The following is a 20,501-nucleotide window of genomic DNA, read 5'->3' as shown; positions in this document are numbered from 1 at the left end:
TAAACAATGAAAATACAGGAGATATACTATGAAAAAGATATCATAGAACTGACAAAAGACGGAGTGAAATTAGGATGTGCCACCATCTGCATCAATCCGGGTTATATTGAACTTTGTACCCCGTATGTGGAAGGCACTGAAACGGGCCTCTGTCCGGTCACGGATTTTCCTTTCGGAACCAGCGCTACCGAATCCAAAACCGCACAGGTCGAGATCGCGGCCGGATACGATACCGTGACGGAGATCGATGTTGTGGCAAACTTTGGCCTGATCCGCTCAGGAGAATATGAAAAGGTCACTGCGGACCTGAAAGCCTGTGCCGATACCGCACACAAATACGGCAAGGAATTAAAAGTGATCTTTGAGACTGATGCTCTCACAGAAGAACAGATCAAAAAAACCTGCCGCTGCTGTATGGAGGCAGGTGCAGATTTTGTAAAGACAAGTACAGGTTTCCTCACCGGATATGAACTGCGGGGAGCGGCGCCGGATGTCATACAGCTCATGATGGACGAAGTAGGTGAGAAGTGTAAGATCAAGGGAAGCGGATGCATCCGCACAAGAGAACATTTCTTACAGCTGATCGATATGGGAATCGACAGAATGGGTGTGGGCTACAAATCCGTTCCTGTTGTTTTAGGACTGGAATCCTGAATGTAATTCCCGTTCATTTTCCGGAACCTGGACGGCGGACACTGGTATTTCTTTTTAAACAGATGATAAAAATGACTCAGGGAAGAAAAGCCGCACAGCATGCTGATCTCTATGATCTCTTTGGAGGTCTGTGTGAGAAGATAAACCGAATATTCCAGACGCTTATTGTTGATATACTCAGTTGGAGTCACGGACATAACAGACTTAAAGACTCTGCACAGATGATTGGAAGAACATGAGGACAATTCGATCATTTTCGAAAACCCGATCCTCAGGTTATCAAATTTCTGCATCTCGTTCAGCATGGGCTGAAACCAGGAAGGACAGCTGACTGTGGGAATCTCCTCCGTGTCATAGGAAAAGAAATACCTTGTGAATACGTCTGCAAGACAGCATTTCGCATAAAATACGGTCTTTTGGATCTTTGGTGTGTCCATGAGGGCGCCGATCTCCTCAAACCGCACACTGATTTCCTCCCTGCCGGATTTATCTAAGCGGACACACGGCGGCAGCTCCGACTCCGTCAGCGTCCGGAGCATGGCCGTGTGATCCAGAAATAACCGTATATTCTGCAGCAGCTGTTCACTGAATCCGATATTTATAATACGGAAGTCATCCGAATAGTAGAACTGATAGCTGTGGGTATCTTTCGGCCGTATAAAGACAAGATCCCCCTGTGTGATCGTCTGGATGGAATCATTGACAAGGTGCAGGGCACTCCCTTCTGCGACGATAAAAAATTCATAAAAGGTGTGAGTATGGATAGACGCCGTCTCTTTGAACCGGGAATTCCGATACAGGAGCCCGGTTTTTTCATCCAAAAATGTATGTTCCATTCCGTAGACAGGAATATGACCCATGATGACCTCTCTTTTTACAAAAATACTTCTTTCTCTGTAACGAGTTAATCTTACACATGGAGTCCCGTATTGTCAATCAGTTCCGCATCACCAAATTTTTAATTCATAGATTACAGCTTTTTCCATCCCCATTCTAATTCTGTCCCTTGGGAATCACGTTTTGTCACTCCCCAGTGATAGATCGGCTTGTCAGATGGCTTGATCTTAGAATGTGTTGACGGATAAAACTCTTCTCCCAGATTAGAAGAAGAATAAATAAACGGTTTATCATACAGTTCATTTAATGCAGTATAAATACTGATCTGGGACTCAGGTTTTACTTGCTCAATAATATAATCTAATACCGATCCTTCTTCCTCATCATAGAGATAAAATCCTTCCTCTATGGGATCATCCGGTAATTGAATATCCTCTGAATCCTGTATTCCGGTATCTGAAGAAAGAAGATTACCCTCATTATTCACATAACACCAGAACTGCGGGTCAAACTCCTCTCCGATGGAAGAATTCCACCTGCTGTTTCCATACCTGAGATTTTCAGGAGCACTGTTTAAGATATACAGAAGCTTATTCAAACAATCACATAGGCTCTCCGCCTGTTCCGGACTTTGAGGCTCAAGGCTAACTGCAATAATTTTTATCAATTCTATTGAATTTAGATAGGCATCCGAGTTTTGATCTAAATGTGCAACTGCAAGAGAAAGGTTATGCAGATTCGCTGCTGCGGCTTCCGGATTATCAGAAAAGTTTGACAGTGTATAAAAAATTGTTTTTTCTATCTGAGAAAAGCTAAAATTATGACACACTGCCGACACATCCGGAAACAAATCTTTGATTCCCTCATCAAATTCCCGCCCTGCATTTTTATTAATATAAACTCCATCTTTAAATGCAAATCTTCGATATGTACCCATAAAAACCTCCTGTCTTTGCTTTTCATCCGGTTTCTTTTATGACGCAAATATAACAGGAGGTTTTTATGATGTAAATGCTTTTCCAGTGATTAACGGCTCTGACAGAGTGAATAACGGCCGATGACTATACCTTCTCAAAGAAAAACAAAAGAACAGGAGCAGTCCATTTTGAAAATATCTCTCCTATATCAACATTGTTTATTTCTACATGATCGGAACCTTCGTAGTCCTCTCCATGATATAAAATCCGGTTAATGTATCCATCATCTGCATAAGTTACTTTTACCCCTTTTTTGGGAACTGGATATTCTTCTCTGATCACAAGTCCTTCTTCTAACTCCGAGTCTTTTGAAAGATTTTTATCTTCTTCTCTCAGTTTTTTGGGCGGAAGTCCCCCTTTTAAAATTTTATAATGACTGCTGTCTACAAACACAATCTCACTGCCCGGCTGCATTGGTTCAGGTATCTCGGTTGATTCTATTATTTGTTCTCGTCCCCTTGCCTGACTGCCGGTACCAAACATCAGCAGAAGAAAACAGGAGATTACTAAACACCATAATAATTTTCTCTTTAACATTCATACACCTCCTGCAAGCCTTTTATTTTTTTACGACACATGCATTATTGATGGCACCTTCTGTGCCGGGATATTGAAACAAAATTTTTTCTTTGTGAGTTTTCAGATCATAGGATACCAGTTTATCGGGATCTCCCAGTCCCAGCCCCTTTTTCAGCCCATAGAGAGTCGTTCCCTTCTTGTCCAGGTAGATAAAACCCATCCGGTACAATGATTTATCTTTCTCTGATAAAACCGTTTTCTTTTTTGACTGAAAATTATAGGACACCACTTCTATGATCTGTTCTTTTAAGCCTTTCATTTCGGGAACATTGGGCACGCTTGTATTTTTCCTTATGTAGAGCATCTTTCGGCTGTTTGCCACAAGAGAACCAATGATCTTCCTTTTCTCTTCTGTGATCAGTCTGAAAGATCCATCCGGTTTGATTTGATAGAATCTTTGTCTGATCCCATTTTCAGGTTCATTGAGCCTTTTATATGATTCTCTGTCGGAATAAAGATTACAGTACAAACCCTTTGTCAAAGGATTGTATGTCACGTAATCCACAAAGAGATCGTGATCCCATGTTAAATCTGTTGGCTTTCCTGTCTCTCTGTCACACCAGTATGATGTAATGATTGTTTTTTTCGTATCCATTGCAGCAAGATACAGCTTATCTTCTTTGATAAACATATAATTCAGGACATCACACCAGTCGGTCAGCTGCCTTGTTTCCTTTGTCCTGCAGTCATATACAAAGACTTCATCCTCATGTGTCCCTTTTAACCTGGATGAATAATAGAGCAGCTTTTTCTGAGGATCATATACAGAAAGCGGATATTGAGAGGTATACGGAACTGTCGCTATCTTTTTTGTTTTCGCAGTTTTTATGTCAAACAGATAAATATCACTCTCAAATGTACCTGCCTTTTGTCCGTTCCTGGTTGTCATGATTGAAATTGCCAGCTCATCCTCCGGATTATTTTTTGACGGCTGATGTTTCTGGCAGCCGGTTAGTAAAATAATCAGTACTAATGCCGGAACTATTTTTAAACCCTTAGTAAATCGCTGCATGGGCAATCGTCACTTTATTAATTGATGTACTGGCACTATAAGTATATCCCCAATAAGAACACCCAGTTTTCCAGATATCAACCACTGCATCCGGCATTCCTCCAATATCATGTTTTTTTAATATTTTTCTGACTTTCTTTTTCGTCTTTTTATGATTTGCTTCAACTGTTACATCTAATCCGAATCTGACATTATCATATTTTGCCTTTGTCGCCACGTCACCTTTTCTCAATTTCCAGTTTTTTTGTCCAATTTTATCAGTAAAAGTTGTGCCTCGTCCTGCTCCCATGACAACTCCATTTGAGATTGCTATTGTGTTTTTATGCTTTCCCCATGTATATACCGTAGGAACTATACCCCTTGTTAACAAATTCAATTTCACTTAATGGAAGCATATAATCTGGTATTTTATCTGCATAATAAATTTTATTACTATCCTCAGCCTGCACAGTCACAGAAAAACTAAATATTAGTGATAAGCAAAACAATAAATGTAATAATTTCTTCATAGGCTTCTTCTCCTTATTGCGTTAAAAATCTATCCCTACTAGTTATTTTATTGAGCTTTCATAATTAAATTTATCACTCTCCTCTTAATAACTAATGCAGCAATTAAAACTATTAATATAGCCATTATAACACAACGCTTTTATATTTCAGACATTTTCCAGTATAAATCATACAATAATTTCAGAAAAATATAAAAATCCCAATAAATCGTTTGATATTAGATAGAAATTGCTTTTAGAAAAAATTGTAAATATTCTTGAGATTTTAATTTTACTTTAATAACATAACAATTTTTGTTTATAGCATAAAAACTGCCAGTAGTATTAGCTACTGGCAGTGAAAATTTAATATTTTTTAGTTATATACTTGTCTGGGAGCAGTTCACTTTCTATCTTATGGGATTTTAGAAGTTAAACCCTTCAATCGTAGCAAAATAATCTTCCGGCGTCTCAGCCCTTCTGATCATCTCCGTGCTTCCGTCCTCTTTCAATAAAATCTCCGCTGATTTTAATTTTCCATTATAGTTATATCCCATGGCAAAACCATGTGCTCCGGTGTCATGGATCACCAGCAGGTCTCCGTTCTCAATCTCGGGAAGCTTTCTGTCGATGGCGAATTTATCGTTATTTTCACAGAGAGATCCGGTGATGTCATACATGTGGTCACACGGCTCATTTTCTTTTCCCATGACAGTGATGTGGTGGTAAGCTCCGTACATCGCCGGGCGCATCAGGTTGACCGCACAGGCATCCACGCCAATATATTCTTTGTGGGTGTGCTTTTCATGGATCGCCTTTGTCACCAGATGACCGTTCGGCGCCAGCATATAGCGGCCCAGTTCCGTAAAGATCTTCACATCTCCCATGCCCGCAGGGACAAGCACTTCATCAAAAGCCTTGTGTACTCCTTCACCGATCACTGCGATGTCATTGCCCTCCTGATCCGGAAGATAAGGGACACCAACGCCGCCTGAGAGATTGATAAATCCGATGTGCACACCGGTCTCTTTCTGAAGTTCCACTGCCAGTTCAAACAGCTGTTTTGCAAGGGTCGGATAATATTCATTTGTTACCGTGTTGCTGGCCAGGAAAGAATGAATTCCGAATTCTTTGACGCCCAGTTCTTTGAGTTTCAAAAACGCCTCTGTCATCTGAGCTCTGGTCATGCCGTACTTGGCATCTCCAGGGTTATCCATGATATCTGTCCCCAGAGAGAACACACCGCCCGGATTGTACCGGCAGGAAATGACTTCCGGGATTCCCGCTGCTTCTTTCAGAAAGTCAATATGAGTGATGTCATCCAGATTGATCGTGGCTCCCAGTTTTTTCGCAAGCACAAATTCTTCAGCCGGTGTGTCGTTGGAAGAAAACATGATCTCACTTCCATCAAATCCGCAGCGGTCAGACATCATGAGTTCTGTCAGTGAGGAACAGTCAGTTCCGCATCCCTCTTCCTTTAAAATCTTTAAGATCGTAGGGTTCGGTGTCGCTTTTACAGCAAAATATTCTTTAAATCCTTTGTTCCAGGAAAATGCCTTATTTAAATTCCGTGCAGTCTCCCGGATTCCTTTTTCATCATATAAATGAAACGGTGTCGGATACTTTTTTACGATGTCATCTAATTGCTCTTTTGTTACAAACGGTTTTTTTGCCATTTTATTGATTCCCTTTCTTGATTTCTAATAGTTTTATCTCATTGGCGAGAGCGTCTTTGAATACCTCTGCCAGATTATGATTGCTGGAATACAGACAGGCTGCATTATACCGGTCCACAAGGTCTCCCGTGAGCACATAGGTAGAGTCTGTGATCAGGCGGATCTGTTCTTTCTTATGTTCCGTCAGATAGATGATGGTCCCTTTAAGCTCAAAAGGCTCATTGGTAATGATCACTACTTTGATGCCGCGGCCGACTAAATCGGTAAAATACTCCCGGAACATGTTCAGCTTTTCGTTGGAAGCAGACACATAGACCCGTTCTTTTGTCTCCCTCAGCATATTCGTAAACTTGTCAAGGATCTGTCTTTCCCCTTTAATGGTCAGATATGCCCCCTTATTAATCCTCTGTTTCGGAAGTTTTGCAGCAAGTTCTTTTTTGCTTTTTTTCAAGTCCCGGATCTTATTGTCACAGAACTCTTCCACAGGCACTGCCTGATATTTCACAGTGTCTTCCTCGGACATATAGGCGGCCCCTTTTTCCACAAGTCCTGCCAGCGCATTGTAGGTGTTGGACCTGGAGATGCCGCTTTTTTTCGCTGCCTCATATCCATTCAGTTCTCCCTCCAAGACCAGAAGAACATAGAGATTCGCTTCCTGCCTGGTCAGTCCGAAATTCATCAGACATTCAACATTTTCCATTCTGCGCCTCCGTTCGTGTTCCTTTATAGGAATACTATAATACGGCGACATTTTTTTGTCAATAAATTAAATAAAATCATTTATATTTTTATAATTTACTACCAAATAGTAAATAATAATAAAATTCAAGGTGACATTCAGCGCCAGCACAAGCAGACACAGGAGCTTCAGAATCCGGTTTTGGGGATAAGTAAATTGTACATTAAACAATACCATGGTAAAAAACCAGCTGAGACTGAAGATCAGGAAAATATTCTTTGTTCCGTCTTCCATGAACTCCAATGCTCTTACCAGTTTTTTCCTGATCCATGAGACAAAGAAAATACTGCCAGAAACTTTAATTTGGAATTTTTCATACACAAAAAGCGCATCTCATTTAGAGACGCGCTTTCCTAATATATTATTTTTATTCGTCTGCTTTTCCTTCAGATCCGAATAACTTGATCTTTGTGATCACCATGTCTTTGATCGCCTCTGTACCAGGAGCGAGTAATTTACGTGGGTCAAATCCTTTTCCTTCTCTGTCCTTGCCTGCTTCAATGTATCCGCGTGTAGCTTCGGCAAATGCAATCTGGCACTCCGTGTTTACGTTGATCTTTGCAACTCCGAGAGTTATTGCTTTTTTGATCATGTCATCAGGGATTCCTGTACCACCGTGCAGTACTAAAGGCATGTCTCCTGTCAGCTTCTGGATCGCATCCAATGTCTCGAAGCTTAAGCCTTCCCAGTTTTCAGGGTATTTTCCGTGGATGTTTCCGATTCCCGCTGCTAGCATCGTAACACCTAAGTCAGCGACCGCCTTGCACTCCTCAGGATCAGCACATTCACCTTTTCCGATAACTCCGTCTTCTTCTCCGCCGATAGAGCCTACTTCAGCTTCGATAGACATTCCCTTTCCTCTTGTTACCTGAACCAATTCCTTGGTTTTTTCAATATTCTCTTCGATCGGGTAGTGTGATCCGTCGAACATAACAGAAGAAAATCCTGCTTCGATACAAGCATTACATCCTTCATAAGAACCATGGTCTAAGTGAAGGGCAACCGGAACGGAAATATTTAATTCTTCCAACATTCCATTTACCATTCCAACCACTGTCTTATATCCTGTCATATATTTTCCGGCACCTTCAGAAACACCTAAGATCACCGGGGATCTTGTCTCTTCTGCTGCCAATAAGATTGCCTTTGTCCACTCCAGATTGTTGATGTTAAACTGTCCTACAGCGTAGTGTCCGGCTTTTGCCTTATTTAACATCTCTTTTGCTGATACTAACATGATAAATCCTCCATAATTCTTTAATGAATTGTTATTTTTTTCACATCAAACTTATTATATCCTATTTGACCAAGTTGCGCAAGTCACAGGGTCCCCAAAAAAGCCGGGGCTTACAGGCAAAACGTACTGCATTTGTTCCAGCTGTTCCATCTCTTATATCCGTATGAGCAGCATATACAGCACTGTTCCCCCGGCAATGCTGACCAGGGTGTTCCTTTTCCAAAGGTGCAGGAGAATGACTGCCGCTCCTGCCGACAGACTCCACAGCTTTTGAAGGGCAGGCTGGATCGTCAGTTCCTTGAAACAATATACTACAAGAGCCGCAATGATGGCCGCAGGCAGTACCTTTCCCAGATATCCGATCATTTTAGGCATACCCTTCTTTCCTCCAAATAATACAAACGGAAGTACTCTCGTAAAAAGTGTCACAAATGCTACTATTGCCATAATAGAAATCGTCTTCATCATTCCTTCAATTCCCCCTTTTGCTCCTCTCTTATAAAACCAAGGCACATGACTGCCGCAAGAACAAGCAGCGATGGCAGTAAAAACCGGTCCGGTCCCAGCAGAATCAAAAAGAATACTGAAACGGCCAGTCCTGCTGCCGCTGCCCCGTGCTTTTTGGAATTTTTCCACTGGTCCAGAAAAATCACCAAAAACAGTGCTGTCATAGAGAATTCGATGCCCTTAAAATCAAACGGAAGCAGCCCTCCGGCCAGCGCCCCAATCAGGGAACCAGCTGCCCAATAAGTCTGATCCAGCGCTGAGATCCAGAACATGATCCTGGGTTCCGCCTCTGCTTTTTCGTCCGGAATGGAGCAGAGGACCGAATACGTCTCATCTGTCAGAGAGAATACCATATAAGGATAATATCTGCCCATTTTCCGGAAACGTTCCACGAATGAGAGACCATAAAACATATGTCTGCCATTGATAAACAGTGTTGTCAGCGCCGCAAGGCCCAGGGGCGCTCCGGCTGCAAGAAAAGACACTAATACAAACTGCATAGATCCGGCATAAATAAACAGGCTTGCAGCCAGTGTCCAGAACGGCCCGTATCCTGTCTTTGCCATGAGGATGCCGAAAGCAATGCCCAAAAATATATATCCGAAGAATACCGGTATGGATTTTTTGACTGCATATCTGAAATATTCTTTCGTGTTTTTCACTGTTTCTACCCTTCCAGGCATTAAATAATCCTTTCCAGGAGGGCCACAGATGCCATGGCATCCTCCGCATAGTAGTCGGCTCCGATATTTTTTGCAATATCTTCCGTGAGTACTGCTCCTCCCACCCAGATCGGACAGGTACAGTCTTCCTCCCTGAGTCTTTGAATGGTTTTTTCCATAGATACGACCGTGGTTGTCATCAGTGCGCTCAGACCGATGGCTTTCGGCTGATACTTGTTCCATGCCTCCGCCACTTTTTCAATCTTCACATCTTTGCCCAGATCGATAACACGGTATCCGTAGCTTTCCAGAACGACTTTGACAATGTTTTTCCCGATATCGTGAATATCTCCTTCTACGGTAGCCATAAGGACCGGTCCTTTTTCTTCGTTTGCGCCGGCGCTGAAGCACTTCTTTACAACCTCAAAGGCTTTCTTTGTCGTCTCTGCCGACTGGATCAGCTGAGGAAGAAAGATCTTTCCGGTCTCATAATCCTTTCCAACTACATTCAGTGCAGGAATGATCACCTCATTGATCAGTTCCAGCGGTTCTTTCTTTTCCAGTTCTTTTCTCGTCTTTGCCTCCACTTCCTCCTTCAGTCCGTGGATGATAATGTCATGGAGCGAGAATTCCGTCTGAACCGCTGTCTTCGTCTCTGCCGTATTTGACTGATTCCTGATGTAGCTTTCACTGTCGATATCTTTATAAAACAATACATGGAACGCATCGATGGTGCCCATCAGCTCCCTGTCCAGCGGATTGATGATCGGCAGATCCAGTCCGGCCTGCATGGCAAGTGCGAGAAATGTCCGGTTTAAGAGCGGACGGTTCGGAAGGCCGAAGGAGACGTTGGAGACGCCCAAAACAGTATGGACTCCCAGCTTCTTTACCATCTCGATGGCTTTTAACGTTTCCTTTACTTCCTTTTGCTGTGCAGAAGCCGTCAGGGTCAGGCAGTCGATGATGATCTCTTCTTTCCCGATGCCGTATTCAGCCGCCTTCGCAATGATTTTTTGTGCTATCTCAAACCGCTCTTCTGCTTTCAGAGGAATCCCCTCATCTAAAGTCAGACCGATTACAACGCCCCCGTACTTTTTCACAATAGGAAAAACAGCTTCCATGACTTCATCTTTTCCGTTGACAGAATTGATCAGCGGTTTCCCGTTGTAATACCGGCATGCCAGCTCAATGGCCCGGGCATTGGAACTGTCGATCTGAAGCGGAAGGGTGATCACTTCCTGGAGAAGTTTTACCACATGTTTCATCGTCTCCGGTTCGTCGATGCCCGGCAGGCCCACATTTACATCCAGCACATCGGCTCCCGCCTCATCCTGTTTGATCGCCTCCGATACGAGTTCATCATACCGTTCTTCTTTCAGGGCCAGCTTCAATTTTTTCTTTCCCGTCGGATTCAGCCGTTCCCCGCAGACAATGACCCGGTCTCCGAATGTGACGGTTTTTGTCTGACTGGATACTCTTGTCTTCTTTTCAATCTTTCTCGGAGCCGCTTTTTTCGGAGCTGCGGCTTTTAACTTCCTGATAAATTCGGGAGTCGTCCCACAGCATCCTCCCGCAGCGGAAATTCCGTCCTGTAAATATCCCTGCATCAGCCGGGCATATTCATCGCCGGTCACATGATAATGAGTCTCTCCATGTTCCAGACACGGAAGACCTGCGTTGGGCTGGATCATCACAGGCACAGAAGATACACTTAAAATTTCTTCAATGATCGGCCCGAGTTCTGCCGGTCCTAAAGAACAGTTGACACCCAGCATATCCGCTCCCAGCCCCTGCACCGTATTTACAAAGGTGACCGGATCATTTCCGGACAGCGTCCGCCTGTTCTGCTCAAAGGTCATAGTCACAAAGACCGGCAGGGACGTATGCTCTTTCACCGCCAGAATACCTGCCTTCACCTCATACAGATCGCTCATCGTCTCAAAAAGGACTGCATCCACATCGTCCTTCACCGTTTCCACCTGCGAAAGAACAATGTCATAGGCCTCATCAAACGTAAGGGTACCCATGGGTTCCAGAAGCTGTCCGATGGGACCGATGTCGAGTACGATATAGGCATCATGCTCACGTCCTGCATTTTTTCTTGCCTCATTTGCATTGGAAACCGCGGCACGCAGCATATCCCGGTATTCGTACTTTGACTCCTGCATTTTCAGTTCATTGCATCCGAACGTATTGGTCGTGATAAAGTCCGCTCCGGCCTCAAGATATTTTTCATGGATGGAAATGATCAGCTCCGGCCTGTCAATATTTAATTCTTCAGGGATATCTCCGGCACGGAGCCCCGCCTTCTGAAGCTGGGTCCCCATGGCTCCGTCAAATATGAGTAAGTCTTTTCCGATTCTGTCTAGTAACATCTCTGGCCTCTCTTTCTAAATACACAGTCTTCTCTCATCACACACTGTCCGCACTGTTTCTTCCTCTCAGGCGTGCCGATACCTATGAGACCCAGCATGGATTTCTGGGGAATCATCAGATGATCGGGCGTAAGCGTGACCCCAAGAGTTTTCCCGACATCGAGCACTCTTGCGATCTCCCGGTTGAGGGACAGCGGAATATCACCATAGCCCGGACAGAGGCGGTATGATCTGTTTGGATACCCCAGCCCTTCTTCATACTCGTCGCAGTAAGCTTCCAGATAAGCGCTTCCCACCGCATCCATAACAGCCGCTTTTGTCATGTTGCTCTTTTCGTAGTATTTTACCTTCCGCTCTAGGGTGACTCCAAGAGTTGCTCCGATAAAAAGGCAGTGGCTGCACTGCAAAAAAGCCTCCCGGATCTGATCCCCGGGAAGAGACAGTCCCAATTCTTTTATCTGCGGCAGAGCTCCGAACAGTTCAAACCTGCGGGAAACAGCCTTGGGCTGGGAAACCTGTTTCACCTCCCGGATACATTCATCCAGCAGGCTTTCCATCTCATCCGTGATCTGCTGCCCCGTATGCCCTAAGTATTTCAGTGCATTTTCTTTAATCATGATTCAGCTCTTTTAACACCGTCGGAATATTTCCGAAGATCCTCTGCGCGATTTCGGGCTTATTCATCGTGTAAATGTGAATCCCGTCCACCCCGTTCGTGATCAGATCGATGATCTGGTGGGCTGCATAGTTGATCCCGATCTCCTTCATCGCTTCAGGATAATTGTAATAAGTCTCAATCATTGTGGAAAGCTGGAACGGAATGGAGCAGCCGCACAGTTTGGCCGTGCGCAAAAGAGATTTTGCATTCGTCACCGGCATGATCCCTGCAAGGATCGGAACAGTGATTCCTATTTTTCTCGCTTCTTTCACCAGCCGGTAATAATAGCTGTTGTCAAAGAAAATCTGGGTAATCAGGTATTCTGCTCCTGCATCCACCTTTTTTTTCAGTGCCTCCAGATCATCCCGGAAACAGTCCGCTTCCTGATGGACCTCCGGATAACATGCCCCGGAAAGGCAGAAAGATTCCCCGAAATTCTCCCTGATAAATCTGTTCAGTTCGCTGGCATAGTGAAACTCCAGATCCATTCCCCGGTATTTTTCTTCTTCTCCCACAGGATAGTCTCCCCTCAGTGACAGGATATTATCGACATTGTGCTCCTTTAATGCCCTGCATTCCGTGAGAATATCTTCTTTTGTGGATGTGATGCAGCTTAGGTGGGCTACGGACTCGATCTGATACTTATTTTTAATGACCGATGCGATCTCCACGGTCTTTCCCTTGGAAGACCCACCGGCTCCGTATGTAACACTGATAAAATCCGGGTCAAGTTTTGCCAGTTCCTCAATGGTATAATAGATGGAAGAAATATCCCCTTCTTTGCTCTTGGGCGGGAATACTTCAAATGAAATGGTAGCCTTTTCTTTTAGTAATTCTGATATCTTCATCTGCTTCTCCTTTATTCCTGTAATACATTAAAGCAATTTTATCATGTTCGATTTTCTCTGTCTATACAGAAAAAGCGATGCCTGCATGGCTTTATAAAGCCTGAGCAGACATCGTTTTCTGCAGATTTTTCTATTTTTGAACTGCCTTAAAAGCTTCACTCAAATCTTCAAGGATATCGTCTATATTCTCCGTTCCGATGGAAAGGCGGATAGTATTGGGCTTTAATCCCTGTTCTTTCAATTCTTCCTCATTCAGCTGTGAGTGGGTTGTGGACGCCGGATGGATCACCAGGGATTTCACATCGGCCACATTGGCCAGCAGGGAAAAGATCTCCAGATTGTCGATAAACTCTTTCGCCGTCCTGTCATCCCCCTTGATCTCAAATGTAAAGATTGAACCTCCTCCGTTTGGAAAATATTTTTCATATAATCTCTTTTGTTCTCTGTCCTGTGTGACAGACGGGTGATGCACTGCTTCTACCTGGGGATGCCGGCTCAAAAATTCCACTGTTTTCAGCGCGTTTTCCACATGCCGCTCCACCCTCAAAGACAAGGTCTCCAATCCCTGGAGAAACAAAAATGCATGAAACGGAGACAGTGCTGCCCCCATATCTCTAAGCAAAATAGCACGGATCTTTGTGACAAATGCGGCTCTGCCCGCTGCTTTCGTAAAGCTGATTCCGTGATAGCTTGAATTTGGTTCTGTTAGGGAAGGGAATTTCCCGGATGCCTCCCAGTCAAAATTGCCGCTGTCTACAATGACTCCTCCGATGGCAGTTCCATGTCCTCCGATGAACTTGGTTGCCGAATGTATAACGATGTCAGCTCCGTACTCGATAGGCCGGATCAGATAAGGAGTCCCGAATGTATTGTCAATCACAAGTGGGATCCGATGTCTGTGTGCAATCTCTGCCATCTTCTCAATATCCGCCACATCTGAATGGGGATTGCCCAATGTTTCAATAAAGACTGCCTTTGTATTTTCTTTGACGGCGGCTTCCACGGCTCCGTCCTTAAAAATGTCCACAAAGGTTGTTTCCACTCCGAATTCCGGCAGCGTGTGGGCCAAAAGATTATAGCTTCCGCCATAAATATTTTTTGCCGCAACAATATGATCTCCATTTTGTGCAAGGTTCTGGATAGTATATGTAATAGCTGCTGCGCCGGATGCGGTAGCAAGTGCCGCCGTTCCTCCTTCCAGGGCTGCTACACGCTGTTCAAATACATCCTGGGTTGGATTGGTCAGTCTGCCGTAAATGTTTCCCGCATCACTCAGGTTAAACCGGGCCGCCGCATGTTCGCTGTTGTGGAACACATAAGAGGACGTCTGGTAAATGGGAACCGCCCTGGCATCAGTGGTCAGGTCAGCCTGCTCCTGCCCAACATGCAGCTGCAGTGTTTCAAATTTTAAATTTCTTTCCTCTCTGGATTTCTTCTGATACATGGTTTTGTCTCCTTTTCCTATATGATTGCTATGAATTGTTTTGTTGTATTATAAAAAGCATTTCATATAAAGTCAATAGGAAATTGGAATTTTATTTATTTAATATCTGCTTTATGAAACATTTTGAAAATTCGGGATATTTATTTAGTATAAACAAGGAGATATGAGTACTACGCAACTTTAACTCTAGCTCCTGGTTCTTTTGCTATACCTTCTGTATAATTATATGTTCCTCTTAATCTGACATCTGAATGCTTCTTTGTAATAGTTTCTTGTACATCATCACCTTCTTGAAAGCTATAAGAAGCTTTTTTTGCACTATTTAAATCAATCTCTACATTTTGATTGCTGGGTACTGCTGTCAACTTCACCATTTCATACTCGCTTAACTGCTCCCCATTATTGTAAGTCTCTATTCTTTCAGGTCTTTTGGGAATAAGAGAATACTCAACTCTATTGTCTTCATACTCTGTAATTTGAATGTCTGCAAATTGACTAAGATATTTCAGTTTTTCAGAAGTCACTTTTTGTATTGAATTTACTTCACTTAAGAACCTATCATTCTCAATTCTTTCAACTGAGACTACTTCTGATGTCTCAATATTATCTTTAGTTAAGCAATTATCATTGCCATACACCATTGTTGGGAATAACATTCCAACATTTAACATCACTACACACCAACTCTTTTTCCTCAATCGCATAATTCCTCCTTTCGGGACAACAGTTTTCTTCTTACAATGAATAATAAAAAAACATATGTTACAGCAATTAACCTTGCAGAACGAAACGGTTTATCTAAAACACGCCCAACTTGAATTCCATAATTTACCAATATGTCTCTTACAAATTCGTTTAATACCGTTGTTAAAATTGGAATTTCTACAATAAACATTTCAATCACCATTTGCTTTTTTGAAACGGGTTTTAATATCTCCAAATATAGCAAAATCCCAAACATTAACCCTAATATAAGATACATAACCGGTTTAGAAATCATTGCAATTGTAATATATTGTAGTTTCCTTTCTATTAAGAATCCATCTGCAATAAATGAATATAATCTACCAAATGCATAACAAAATATAATAAATACGAAACTCCAACATATATGATTCCCTAAGCTTTTTCTATCCATATTTATCCTCCTCCTAATATATCTGAACATTATCATCTATATATGTAGTTGTCAATATATTTTCTATTTATATTCAATTTTTTATATTTCTGTAATTTAGATAATATTTTAATCGTCTAAAATGTATTATTATTTTAATCTTCTATTACAATTTTTAATAACTTCTAAGTTTTATTTCATAATTAAACTTTCTGGAAATTTTAACTTGACCACTTCATTTTTGTCTTTTAGAATATAAAAATTGATGATTTTGCCGTCTCTTGTCTATTTCTAAGTATACATCATTCATAAACAAATAAAAAAAGCAGTGCCGGAATCTTTTTCGTATCCGCACTGCTTTCGATATACCACAAGTTTAATTAATAAAAATCTCCCAAATAATCATAATGATAAAAATACAGTCCGATATCTCTGAGTATTCCAAATCCAAAAAATATCGCCAGTCCCACATACAGCATCCACATACGGAACCGAAAAATCTCTCCGGTTCCCTTTCCGGTTTTCCTGACCGCTGCCCCGACGGCAAGCCACCCTGCAATTAAGACAAGATAGGTAAACGTTGGATTGCATTTCAGCGATGTCAAAAAATCAAGTCTTAAAAAAGCCAGTGCTGCCCTGGTCCCTCCGCAGGCGGGGCAGTAAAGGTTGGTGGCCAGTTTAAATATACATGGAAATGTTGGGATGAATCTCCAGATCTTCTGCATCATTTAGATTTCTTCGTCCCAGTTGTCGCTTGTATCTACATCGTCCGTATCATCCCAGATATCATCATCGTCAGAATTGGTGTCATGGGTATCATACTTGTTGATGTAGCTTTCGTAATCGTCGCTTGCAAGATTTACAGCCACAAAGACAGTGATCATGATGGAGAGGACCAGCCCACAGATGCCGCAGATCAGACCTGCCACAGCCTTGCCGTCCTTCTTTCCCATGTATTTCGGGGAAATACAAAATAATACGATCGCAACGATGCCGAGGACAAATGACACCGGGAAACAGCAGCAGGCCAGGGCTATCGCCAAGACTCCAAGTACAAGAGAGACCGTTGCATAGTTGTTTTGAGGCGGCTCTTCCTGACTCTGATATGCCGGTCCGCCGGTCTGGCCTCCCTGATATCGGTAATCAGCCTGCCGGTTCTCCTGATAATAGTATCCGCTCTCACCGACTACAATCGTATCGGATGAAGCAGTCTGATTCTGGTTCTGCTCCGCTTCGGCTGCACTCCCGGCCTCAGTCTCTTCCTGAATGCACTCTTCCTCCGCCGGCTGTTTGATCTCTTCTCCCGTATAAGGGTCATATCTCTTCTCTTCCATATATTTTATGCTCTCCTTTCATTTAGGTATCTTATCATGCCGGGTCCCAGACTCTCGTTGGGTCTGGAAATAAAACCATGGGCCTCATAAAAGGCTTCTCTTCCCTTTGCACACATCAGATCCAGCATCATCTCCGTATCATCCTCCCTGATACTCTCCACGAAAGCAACCAGATTCTCAATCAGTTTGCTCCCCACTCCGGCCTTTTGGTAGTCCGGGTGTATCATGAGATCCTGAATATAGCAGATGACCGCTCCGTCCCCTACGATCCTTCCCATGCCGACGATCCTGTCATCCGCATAGGCCGCCACCACATAAAGACTGTTTTTCAGCGCCTTCACGGCCTGAGTTCTTGAGAGCTTTTTAAAGCCTACAGCTTCCCTGAGCCAAAGGTAGGTATCCACTCCGATGTTATTTGCAACTAGTGTAATCATCTTCATTCCTTCTATCTGTTGTAATTCATTTTGATATTATAACACGAAGCCGGGTTTTGTGATATAATTTAGTAAAAAAGTGAGGAGACTTTATGGATTTTGAAATACTCAACTTTATACAAACACATTTAAGAACCCCGTTCCTGGATGATTTCTTCTCCAGGATCACACATTTAGGCGACGCGGGCACGATATGGATTCTGATCGCGGTTATCCTTTCGTTCACAAAAAAATACAGAAAAGCGGGTGTCGGCATGCTCATTGCCATGCTGGTCACTTACATACTGGGAGATCATATCATCAAACCTCTCGCAGGCCGGGCGAGACCTTTTACTCACCGGGATATCGAACTGCTGATCCCGCCTCCGGGCCAGTATTCTTTCCCGTCCGGTCACACGGCTTCTTCTTTCTGTGCCGCCGTATACTTGTTTTTATACAACAAAAAGCTGGGAATCCCAGCTTTTGTCCTGGCAGCACTGATCGCGTTCAGCAGGCTCTATCTGTATGTACATTTTCCAACCGATGTCCTCGGCGGAATCCTACTGGGCACTGTCTGTGCAGTCTCTGTTTTCCGGCTGTTTGGACGCAATGGACACGTCGATGGAGCAGTCTGAAACATGATCTGAGTTGATGGACAGTCCGTAGTCGATGTGCAGCGCCATACTGTCCTCTTTCTCCTCAAAGTCGATCTTGCTTGTGTTAATCCCAAGCAGAAGACTTCCGAAAGGAGTGTCATAATAAGTGAGGTTTTCTTTTCCCCGCTCAAATACCATATGGGAGCTGCTGGCTCCCTTTTTTGTTACTTCCACGATTTTCGGGCTGATCTTGAGACGGTTTTTTACGACCTGGGAATCATCGGTCAGCTCATCATATATGACATAGTGCTTTCCATTTTTCAGATAATAATCCCCTGTCGTCATCAATTCGATGGGTTCTTCCGTGCCGGCATCCAGCTGAAGACCGGAAATATTGATAATCACTTCTTTGTTCATTTGTCTCCTCTAATACCTTTCAATATCTATAGGGTGTACTTTTTCCACATGACAGGGCAGAACCCGGTCCGCAAAACTCAAAAACTGGTCTTCCATATCGCTGACATAATAATGATACTCAGCTGTATGGCCGCTTTCCGCTTCCATCTCCCTTTCTCTCAGCAGTTCCTTCAGGGATTTTGCCGTCTCGTAGGCAGGATTAATCAAAGTCACATCGTCGCCCACAAAATTTTTGATAGGATTTTGAAGCAGAGGATAGTGAGTACATCCAAGGATCAGGGAATCGATCTGATACTGGTCAAACTCCCTCAAATATCTGGATACCATATCTTCTGTGATCCTGTCGTCGATCAGTCCCTCTTCCACGAGAGGCACGAACAGAGGACAGGCTTTTGTCACCACTGTTACATCCGGATTCAGTTCCCTTAAATACTTCCCATATTGGCCGCTCTTTACAGTGGCATTGGTCCCAATGATGCCGATATGGTGATTCTTCGTGGCCCTGGCAGCCGCAACGGCCCCCGGACGCACCATGCCGATCATGGGAACGATATATTCCTGCTGGAGCTTGTGCATGGCAAGGGCGCTGGCCGTATTGCAGGCTATCACGATAGCCTTTACATTTTTGCTCAGCAAGAAATTCACGATCTGCCTGGAATAACGGATGACCGTATCTTTCGACTTCGTACCATAGGGCACCCTGGCCGTATCGCCGAAATAGATCAGGCTCTCATCGGGGAGCTGTCTCATGATCTCCCGGGCTACGGTAAGCCCCCCGACCCCTGAGTCAAACACTCCGATGGGTGCATTGTCATGTACATTGCTCATTTCTATTCAAACCTTTCTTCCGCAAGACGGATCAGTTCGTCTGCAAGGGCCGGAGTTGTGATTCCCTGTGCCGCCCAGAGCATCGGATACATGCTGATGGACGTAAAGCCGGGAAGGGTATTGATCTCATTAAATACTACTTGCCCGTCCTCTGCAATAAAGAAGTCCACACGGGAAAGCCCGTATCCGTCCACCGCCTTAAAAATATCAGCTGCGGATTTCCGGATCTCCTCTCTCGTTTCTTCCGACATCGGAGGATCGATCAGGGTCTTTGATTCTTCGTTGTTATATTTAGCATCATAATCATAGAAATCGGCAGCGGCCAGAATTTCTCCCACACCGGAAGCTTTTATCTCTTTTCCTCCGAGGACTGCACATTCCACTTCCCTTCCCACGATAGTCTCTTCCACTAAAATATTGCGGTCATGTTCAGCGGCCTTTAACAGTGCCTTTGAAAGCCCTTCCCTGTCCTCAGCCTTGGAAACTCCCACGGAAGACCCTGCACGGGAAGGTTTCACAAACATCGGATAAGAAAGCTTTGCCTCCGCCCTGTCAAGAGCATCCTCCATCTGGTCCAGATCGCTCCTGCGGATATGGACAAACCGGGCCTGCCGGATTCCAAGATCCTCCACGATAATCTTTGTATAAACCTTATCCATCGATACTGCAGAAGCCAATACTCCGCATCCCACATACGGAATCCGGGCCATCTCAAACAGTCCCTGGATCGTTCCGTCCTCTCCGTTTAAACCGTGAAGCACCGGGAAAATTACATCCACAGGCTGCAGCCGGTATGTACCCTCTGCGAGGAGTACCAATGCCCTGTCTTCCGTATCCGGAGAGATGATCGCATTCACCCTGGATTCTCTCCAGCTTCCGTCCTCAATATCTTTTAATTTATCCACAAGCAGCCAGCGGCCGTCTTTTGTTATCCCCACTAAAATCACATTATACTTTTCTTCATCCAGGCTTCGTATGACTGTGGCAGCCGAAACACAGGATACCTCATGTTCGGAGGATCTTCCCCCGAAGATCACAGCGATATTTTTCTTCATATCTGACTTACATCTCCTTCCGAGTGCGCAATGTTATCATATTCACGC

26 protein-coding genes are annotated in these 20,501 nt (G+C 43.7%); 2 read left to right on the top strand and 24 right to left on the bottom strand.

The features are described from left to right. Positions 1–6 precede the first annotated feature (6 nt). Complete coding sequence (deoC, locus tag QGT46_RS09010) at positions 7–654, top strand: deoxyribose-phosphate aldolase (RefSeq protein WP_301590462.1); 648 nt, start codon at positions 7–9, stop codon at positions 652–654. Here deoC and QGT46_RS09005 read toward each other — a convergent pair. From QGT46_RS09005 to QGT46_RS08905, 21 genes are all read right to left on the bottom strand, one after another. Next, positions 615–1,514, bottom strand: a complete 900-nt coding sequence (locus tag QGT46_RS09005; RefSeq protein WP_148459317.1) for an AraC family transcriptional regulator — start codon at positions 1,512–1,514, stop codon at positions 615–617. The two genes, deoC and QGT46_RS09005, sit on opposite strands and share 40 nt — an antisense overlap. Positions 1,515–1,624: 110 nt before the next feature. Beyond that, positions 1,625–2,428 (bottom strand): hypothetical protein, encoded by an 804-nt coding sequence (locus QGT46_RS09000; protein WP_148459315.1) that lies wholly within the window; start codon positions 2,426–2,428, stop codon positions 1,625–1,627. 124 nt (positions 2,429–2,552) lie between these two features. Next, positions 2,553–3,005: a hypothetical protein gene (locus tag QGT46_RS08995; protein ID WP_148459313.1), complete on the bottom strand. Its 453-nt coding sequence runs from the start codon at positions 3,003–3,005 to the stop codon at positions 2,553–2,555. Between the two features lie 22 nt (positions 3,006–3,027). Continuing rightward, positions 3,028–4,059 (bottom strand): hypothetical protein, encoded by a 1,032-nt coding sequence (locus QGT46_RS08990; RefSeq protein WP_148459312.1) that lies wholly within the window; start codon positions 4,057–4,059, stop codon positions 3,028–3,030. Continuing rightward, positions 4,043–4,348 (bottom strand): hypothetical protein, encoded by a 306-nt coding sequence (locus QGT46_RS08985; protein ID WP_054335144.1) that lies wholly within the window; start codon positions 4,346–4,348, stop codon positions 4,043–4,045. The genes QGT46_RS08990 and QGT46_RS08985 overlap by 17 nt, the downstream gene beginning before the upstream one ends. A 31-nt stretch (positions 4,349–4,379) precedes the next feature. Next, entirely contained in the window at positions 4,380–4,568 is a 189-nt protein-coding gene (locus QGT46_RS08980; RefSeq protein ID WP_148459308.1) for a hypothetical protein, read from the bottom strand. A gap of 404 nt (positions 4,569–4,972) precedes the next feature. After that, positions 4,973–6,223 (bottom strand): diaminopimelate decarboxylase, encoded by a 1,251-nt coding sequence (locus tag QGT46_RS08975; protein WP_301590455.1) that lies wholly within the window; start codon positions 6,221–6,223, stop codon positions 4,973–4,975. A gap of 1 nt (position 6,224) precedes the next feature. Beyond that, positions 6,225–6,923: a TrmB family transcriptional regulator gene (locus tag QGT46_RS08970; RefSeq protein WP_148459303.1), complete on the bottom strand. Its 699-nt coding sequence runs from the start codon at positions 6,921–6,923 to the stop codon at positions 6,225–6,227. A gap of 66 nt (positions 6,924–6,989) precedes the next feature. Continuing rightward, complete coding sequence (locus QGT46_RS08965; RefSeq protein ID WP_301590450.1) at positions 6,990–7,283, bottom strand: hypothetical protein; 294 nt, start codon at positions 7,281–7,283, stop codon at positions 6,990–6,992. Between the two features lie 46 nt (positions 7,284–7,329). Next, on the bottom strand, positions 7,330–8,199 hold the full coding sequence (gene fba / locus QGT46_RS08960) for a class II fructose-1,6-bisphosphate aldolase (protein ID WP_024728599.1): 870 nt from the start codon (positions 8,197–8,199) through the stop codon (positions 7,330–7,332). A gap of 153 nt (positions 8,200–8,352) precedes the next feature. Further along, complete coding sequence (locus QGT46_RS08955; protein WP_024728600.1) at positions 8,353–8,667, bottom strand: branched-chain amino acid transporter permease; 315 nt, start codon at positions 8,665–8,667, stop codon at positions 8,353–8,355. Next, entirely contained in the window at positions 8,664–9,389 is a 726-nt protein-coding gene (locus tag QGT46_RS08950) for an AzlC family ABC transporter permease (RefSeq protein WP_301590446.1), read from the bottom strand. Before QGT46_RS08950 ends, QGT46_RS08955 begins: the two co-directional genes overlap by 4 nt. Further along, positions 9,389–11,743, bottom strand: a complete 2,355-nt coding sequence (locus tag QGT46_RS08945) for a homocysteine S-methyltransferase family protein (RefSeq protein ID WP_301590444.1) — start codon at positions 11,741–11,743, stop codon at positions 9,389–9,391. The genes QGT46_RS08950 and QGT46_RS08945 overlap by 1 nt, the downstream gene beginning before the upstream one ends. Then, positions 11,734–12,360: a vitamin B12 dependent-methionine synthase activation domain-containing protein gene (locus QGT46_RS08940; RefSeq protein ID WP_024728603.1), complete on the bottom strand. Its 627-nt coding sequence runs from the start codon at positions 12,358–12,360 to the stop codon at positions 11,734–11,736. The genes QGT46_RS08945 and QGT46_RS08940 overlap by 10 nt, the downstream gene beginning before the upstream one ends. Further along, positions 12,353–13,249: a methylenetetrahydrofolate reductase [NAD(P)H] gene (gene metF / locus QGT46_RS08935; RefSeq protein WP_301590442.1), complete on the bottom strand. Its 897-nt coding sequence runs from the start codon at positions 13,247–13,249 to the stop codon at positions 12,353–12,355. The genes QGT46_RS08940 and metF overlap by 8 nt, the downstream gene beginning before the upstream one ends. A 130-nt stretch (positions 13,250–13,379) precedes the next feature. Further along, positions 13,380–14,693 (bottom strand): O-acetylhomoserine aminocarboxypropyltransferase/cysteine synthase family protein, encoded by a 1,314-nt coding sequence (locus tag QGT46_RS08930; protein WP_301590440.1) that lies wholly within the window; start codon positions 14,691–14,693, stop codon positions 13,380–13,382. Between the two features lie 170 nt (positions 14,694–14,863). Further along, complete coding sequence (locus QGT46_RS08925) at positions 14,864–15,397, bottom strand: hypothetical protein (RefSeq protein WP_301590438.1); 534 nt, start codon at positions 15,395–15,397, stop codon at positions 14,864–14,866. Continuing rightward, the gene (locus QGT46_RS08920; protein ID WP_301590436.1) at positions 15,388–15,831 is read right to left on the bottom strand and encodes a hypothetical protein; all 444 of its coding nucleotides are present in this window, start codon (positions 15,829–15,831) and stop codon (positions 15,388–15,390) included. Before QGT46_RS08920 ends, QGT46_RS08925 begins: the two co-directional genes overlap by 10 nt. Before the next feature lie 359 nt (positions 15,832–16,190). Next, positions 16,191–16,538: a DUF2752 domain-containing protein gene (locus QGT46_RS08915; protein WP_024728616.1), complete on the bottom strand. Its 348-nt coding sequence runs from the start codon at positions 16,536–16,538 to the stop codon at positions 16,191–16,193. After that, positions 16,539–17,144: a DUF4190 domain-containing protein gene (locus QGT46_RS08910; RefSeq protein ID WP_024728617.1), complete on the bottom strand. Its 606-nt coding sequence runs from the start codon at positions 17,142–17,144 to the stop codon at positions 16,539–16,541. Between the two features lie 5 nt (positions 17,145–17,149). After that, positions 17,150–17,578, bottom strand: a complete 429-nt coding sequence (locus QGT46_RS08905; protein ID WP_330625702.1) for a GNAT family N-acetyltransferase — start codon at positions 17,576–17,578, stop codon at positions 17,150–17,152. A gap of 92 nt (positions 17,579–17,670) precedes the next feature. Between QGT46_RS08905 and QGT46_RS08900 the strand changes: the two genes are divergently transcribed. Then, positions 17,671–18,192 carry a phosphatase PAP2 family protein gene (locus QGT46_RS08900; RefSeq protein WP_301590432.1) on the top strand — a complete coding sequence of 174 codons (522 nt, stop codon included), beginning with the start codon at positions 17,671–17,673 and terminating at the stop codon, positions 18,190–18,192. Here QGT46_RS08900 and QGT46_RS08895 read toward each other — a convergent pair. Genes QGT46_RS08895 through QGT46_RS08885 form a run of 3 tightly spaced genes read right to left on the bottom strand, consistent with a single transcriptional unit; the run spans position 18,118 to position 20,453 of the window. Further along, a complete protein-coding gene (locus QGT46_RS08895) occupies positions 18,118–18,570 on the bottom strand; it encodes a DUF1934 domain-containing protein (protein WP_024728620.1) in 453 nt (150 codons plus the stop codon). The genes QGT46_RS08900 and QGT46_RS08895 overlap by 75 nt on opposite strands. 9 nt (positions 18,571–18,579) lie before the next feature. Beyond that, complete coding sequence (gene murI, locus QGT46_RS08890) at positions 18,580–19,398, bottom strand: glutamate racemase (RefSeq protein WP_024728621.1); 819 nt, start codon at positions 19,396–19,398, stop codon at positions 18,580–18,582. Between the two features lie 2 nt (positions 19,399–19,400). Beyond that, on the bottom strand, positions 19,401–20,453 hold the full coding sequence (locus QGT46_RS08885; protein ID WP_301590428.1) for a D-alanine--D-alanine ligase family protein: 1,053 nt from the start codon (positions 20,451–20,453) through the stop codon (positions 19,401–19,403). Positions 20,454–20,501: the final 48 nt, after the last annotated feature.

It is taken from the genome of Anaerostipes faecis (assembly GCF_910574135.1).
Lineage (GTDB): Bacteria > Bacillota > Clostridia > Lachnospirales > Lachnospiraceae > Anaerostipes > Anaerostipes hominis.
Note: the sequence above shows the minus strand (reverse complement) of the source record. Positions and strands in the feature narration are given on the sequence as shown.

What these genes read in the sequence shown, in the direction of transcription:
- deoC (WP_301590462.1), top strand. Translation starts at nt 7, where the DNA reads ATGAAAATACAGGAGATATACTATGAAAAAGATATCATAGAACTGACA.
- QGT46_RS09005 (WP_148459317.1), bottom strand. Translation starts at nt 1,514, where the DNA reads ATGGGTCATATTCCTGTCTACGGAATGGAACATACATTTTTGGATGAA.
- QGT46_RS09000 (WP_148459315.1), bottom strand. Translation starts at nt 2,428, where the DNA reads ATGGGTACATATCGAAGATTTGCATTTAAAGATGGAGTTTATATTAAT.
- QGT46_RS08995 (WP_148459313.1), bottom strand. Translation starts at nt 3,005, where the DNA reads ATGTTAAAGAGAAAATTATTATGGTGTTTAGTAATCTCCTGTTTTCTT.
- QGT46_RS08990 (WP_148459312.1), bottom strand. Translation starts at nt 4,059, where the DNA reads ATGCAGCGATTTACTAAGGGTTTAAAAATAGTTCCGGCATTAGTACTG.
- QGT46_RS08985 (WP_054335144.1), bottom strand. Translation starts at nt 4,348, where the DNA reads ATGGGAGCAGGACGAGGCACAACTTTTACTGATAAAATTGGACAAAAA.
- QGT46_RS08980 (WP_148459308.1), bottom strand. Translation starts at nt 4,568, where the DNA reads ATGAAGAAATTATTACATTTATTGTTTTGCTTATCACTAATATTTAGT.
- QGT46_RS08975 (WP_301590455.1), bottom strand. Translation starts at nt 6,223, where the DNA reads ATGGCAAAAAAACCGTTTGTAACAAAAGAGCAATTAGATGACATCGTA.
- QGT46_RS08970 (WP_148459303.1), bottom strand. Translation starts at nt 6,923, where the DNA reads ATGGAAAATGTTGAATGTCTGATGAATTTCGGACTGACCAGGCAGGAA.
- fba (WP_024728599.1), bottom strand. Translation starts at nt 8,199, where the DNA reads ATGTTAGTATCAGCAAAAGAGATGTTAAATAAGGCAAAAGCCGGACAC.
- QGT46_RS08955 (WP_024728600.1), bottom strand. Translation starts at nt 8,667, where the DNA reads ATGATGAAGACGATTTCTATTATGGCAATAGTAGCATTTGTGACACTT.
- QGT46_RS08950 (WP_301590446.1), bottom strand. Translation starts at nt 9,389, where the DNA reads ATGCCTGGAAGGGTAGAAACAGTGAAAAACACGAAAGAATATTTCAGA.
- QGT46_RS08945 (WP_301590444.1), bottom strand. Translation starts at nt 11,743, where the DNA reads ATGTTACTAGACAGAATCGGAAAAGACTTACTCATATTTGACGGAGCC.
- QGT46_RS08940 (WP_024728603.1), bottom strand. Translation starts at nt 12,360, where the DNA reads ATGATTAAAGAAAATGCACTGAAATACTTAGGGCATACGGGGCAGCAG.
- metF (WP_301590442.1), bottom strand. Translation starts at nt 13,249, where the DNA reads ATGAAGATATCAGAATTACTAAAAGAAAAGGCTACCATTTCATTTGAA.
- QGT46_RS08930 (WP_301590440.1), bottom strand. Translation starts at nt 14,693, where the DNA reads ATGTATCAGAAGAAATCCAGAGAGGAAAGAAATTTAAAATTTGAAACA.
- QGT46_RS08925 (WP_301590438.1), bottom strand. Translation starts at nt 15,397, where the DNA reads ATGCGATTGAGGAAAAAGAGTTGGTGTGTAGTGATGTTAAATGTTGGA.
- QGT46_RS08920 (WP_301590436.1), bottom strand. Translation starts at nt 15,831, where the DNA reads ATGGATAGAAAAAGCTTAGGGAATCATATATGTTGGAGTTTCGTATTT.
- QGT46_RS08915 (WP_024728616.1), bottom strand. Translation starts at nt 16,538, where the DNA reads ATGATGCAGAAGATCTGGAGATTCATCCCAACATTTCCATGTATATTT.
- QGT46_RS08910 (WP_024728617.1), bottom strand. Translation starts at nt 17,144, where the DNA reads ATGGAAGAGAAGAGATATGACCCTTATACGGGAGAAGAGATCAAACAG.
- QGT46_RS08905 (WP_330625702.1), bottom strand. Translation starts at nt 17,578, where the DNA reads ATGATTACACTAGTTGCAAATAACATCGGAGTGGATACCTACCTTTGG.
- QGT46_RS08900 (WP_301590432.1), top strand. Translation starts at nt 17,671, where the DNA reads ATGGATTTTGAAATACTCAACTTTATACAAACACATTTAAGAACCCCG.
- QGT46_RS08895 (WP_024728620.1), bottom strand. Translation starts at nt 18,570, where the DNA reads ATGAACAAAGAAGTGATTATCAATATTTCCGGTCTTCAGCTGGATGCC.
- murI (WP_024728621.1), bottom strand. Translation starts at nt 19,398, where the DNA reads ATGAGCAATGTACATGACAATGCACCCATCGGAGTGTTTGACTCAGGG.
- QGT46_RS08885 (WP_301590428.1), bottom strand. Translation starts at nt 20,453, where the DNA reads ATGAAGAAAAATATCGCTGTGATCTTCGGGGGAAGATCCTCCGAACAT.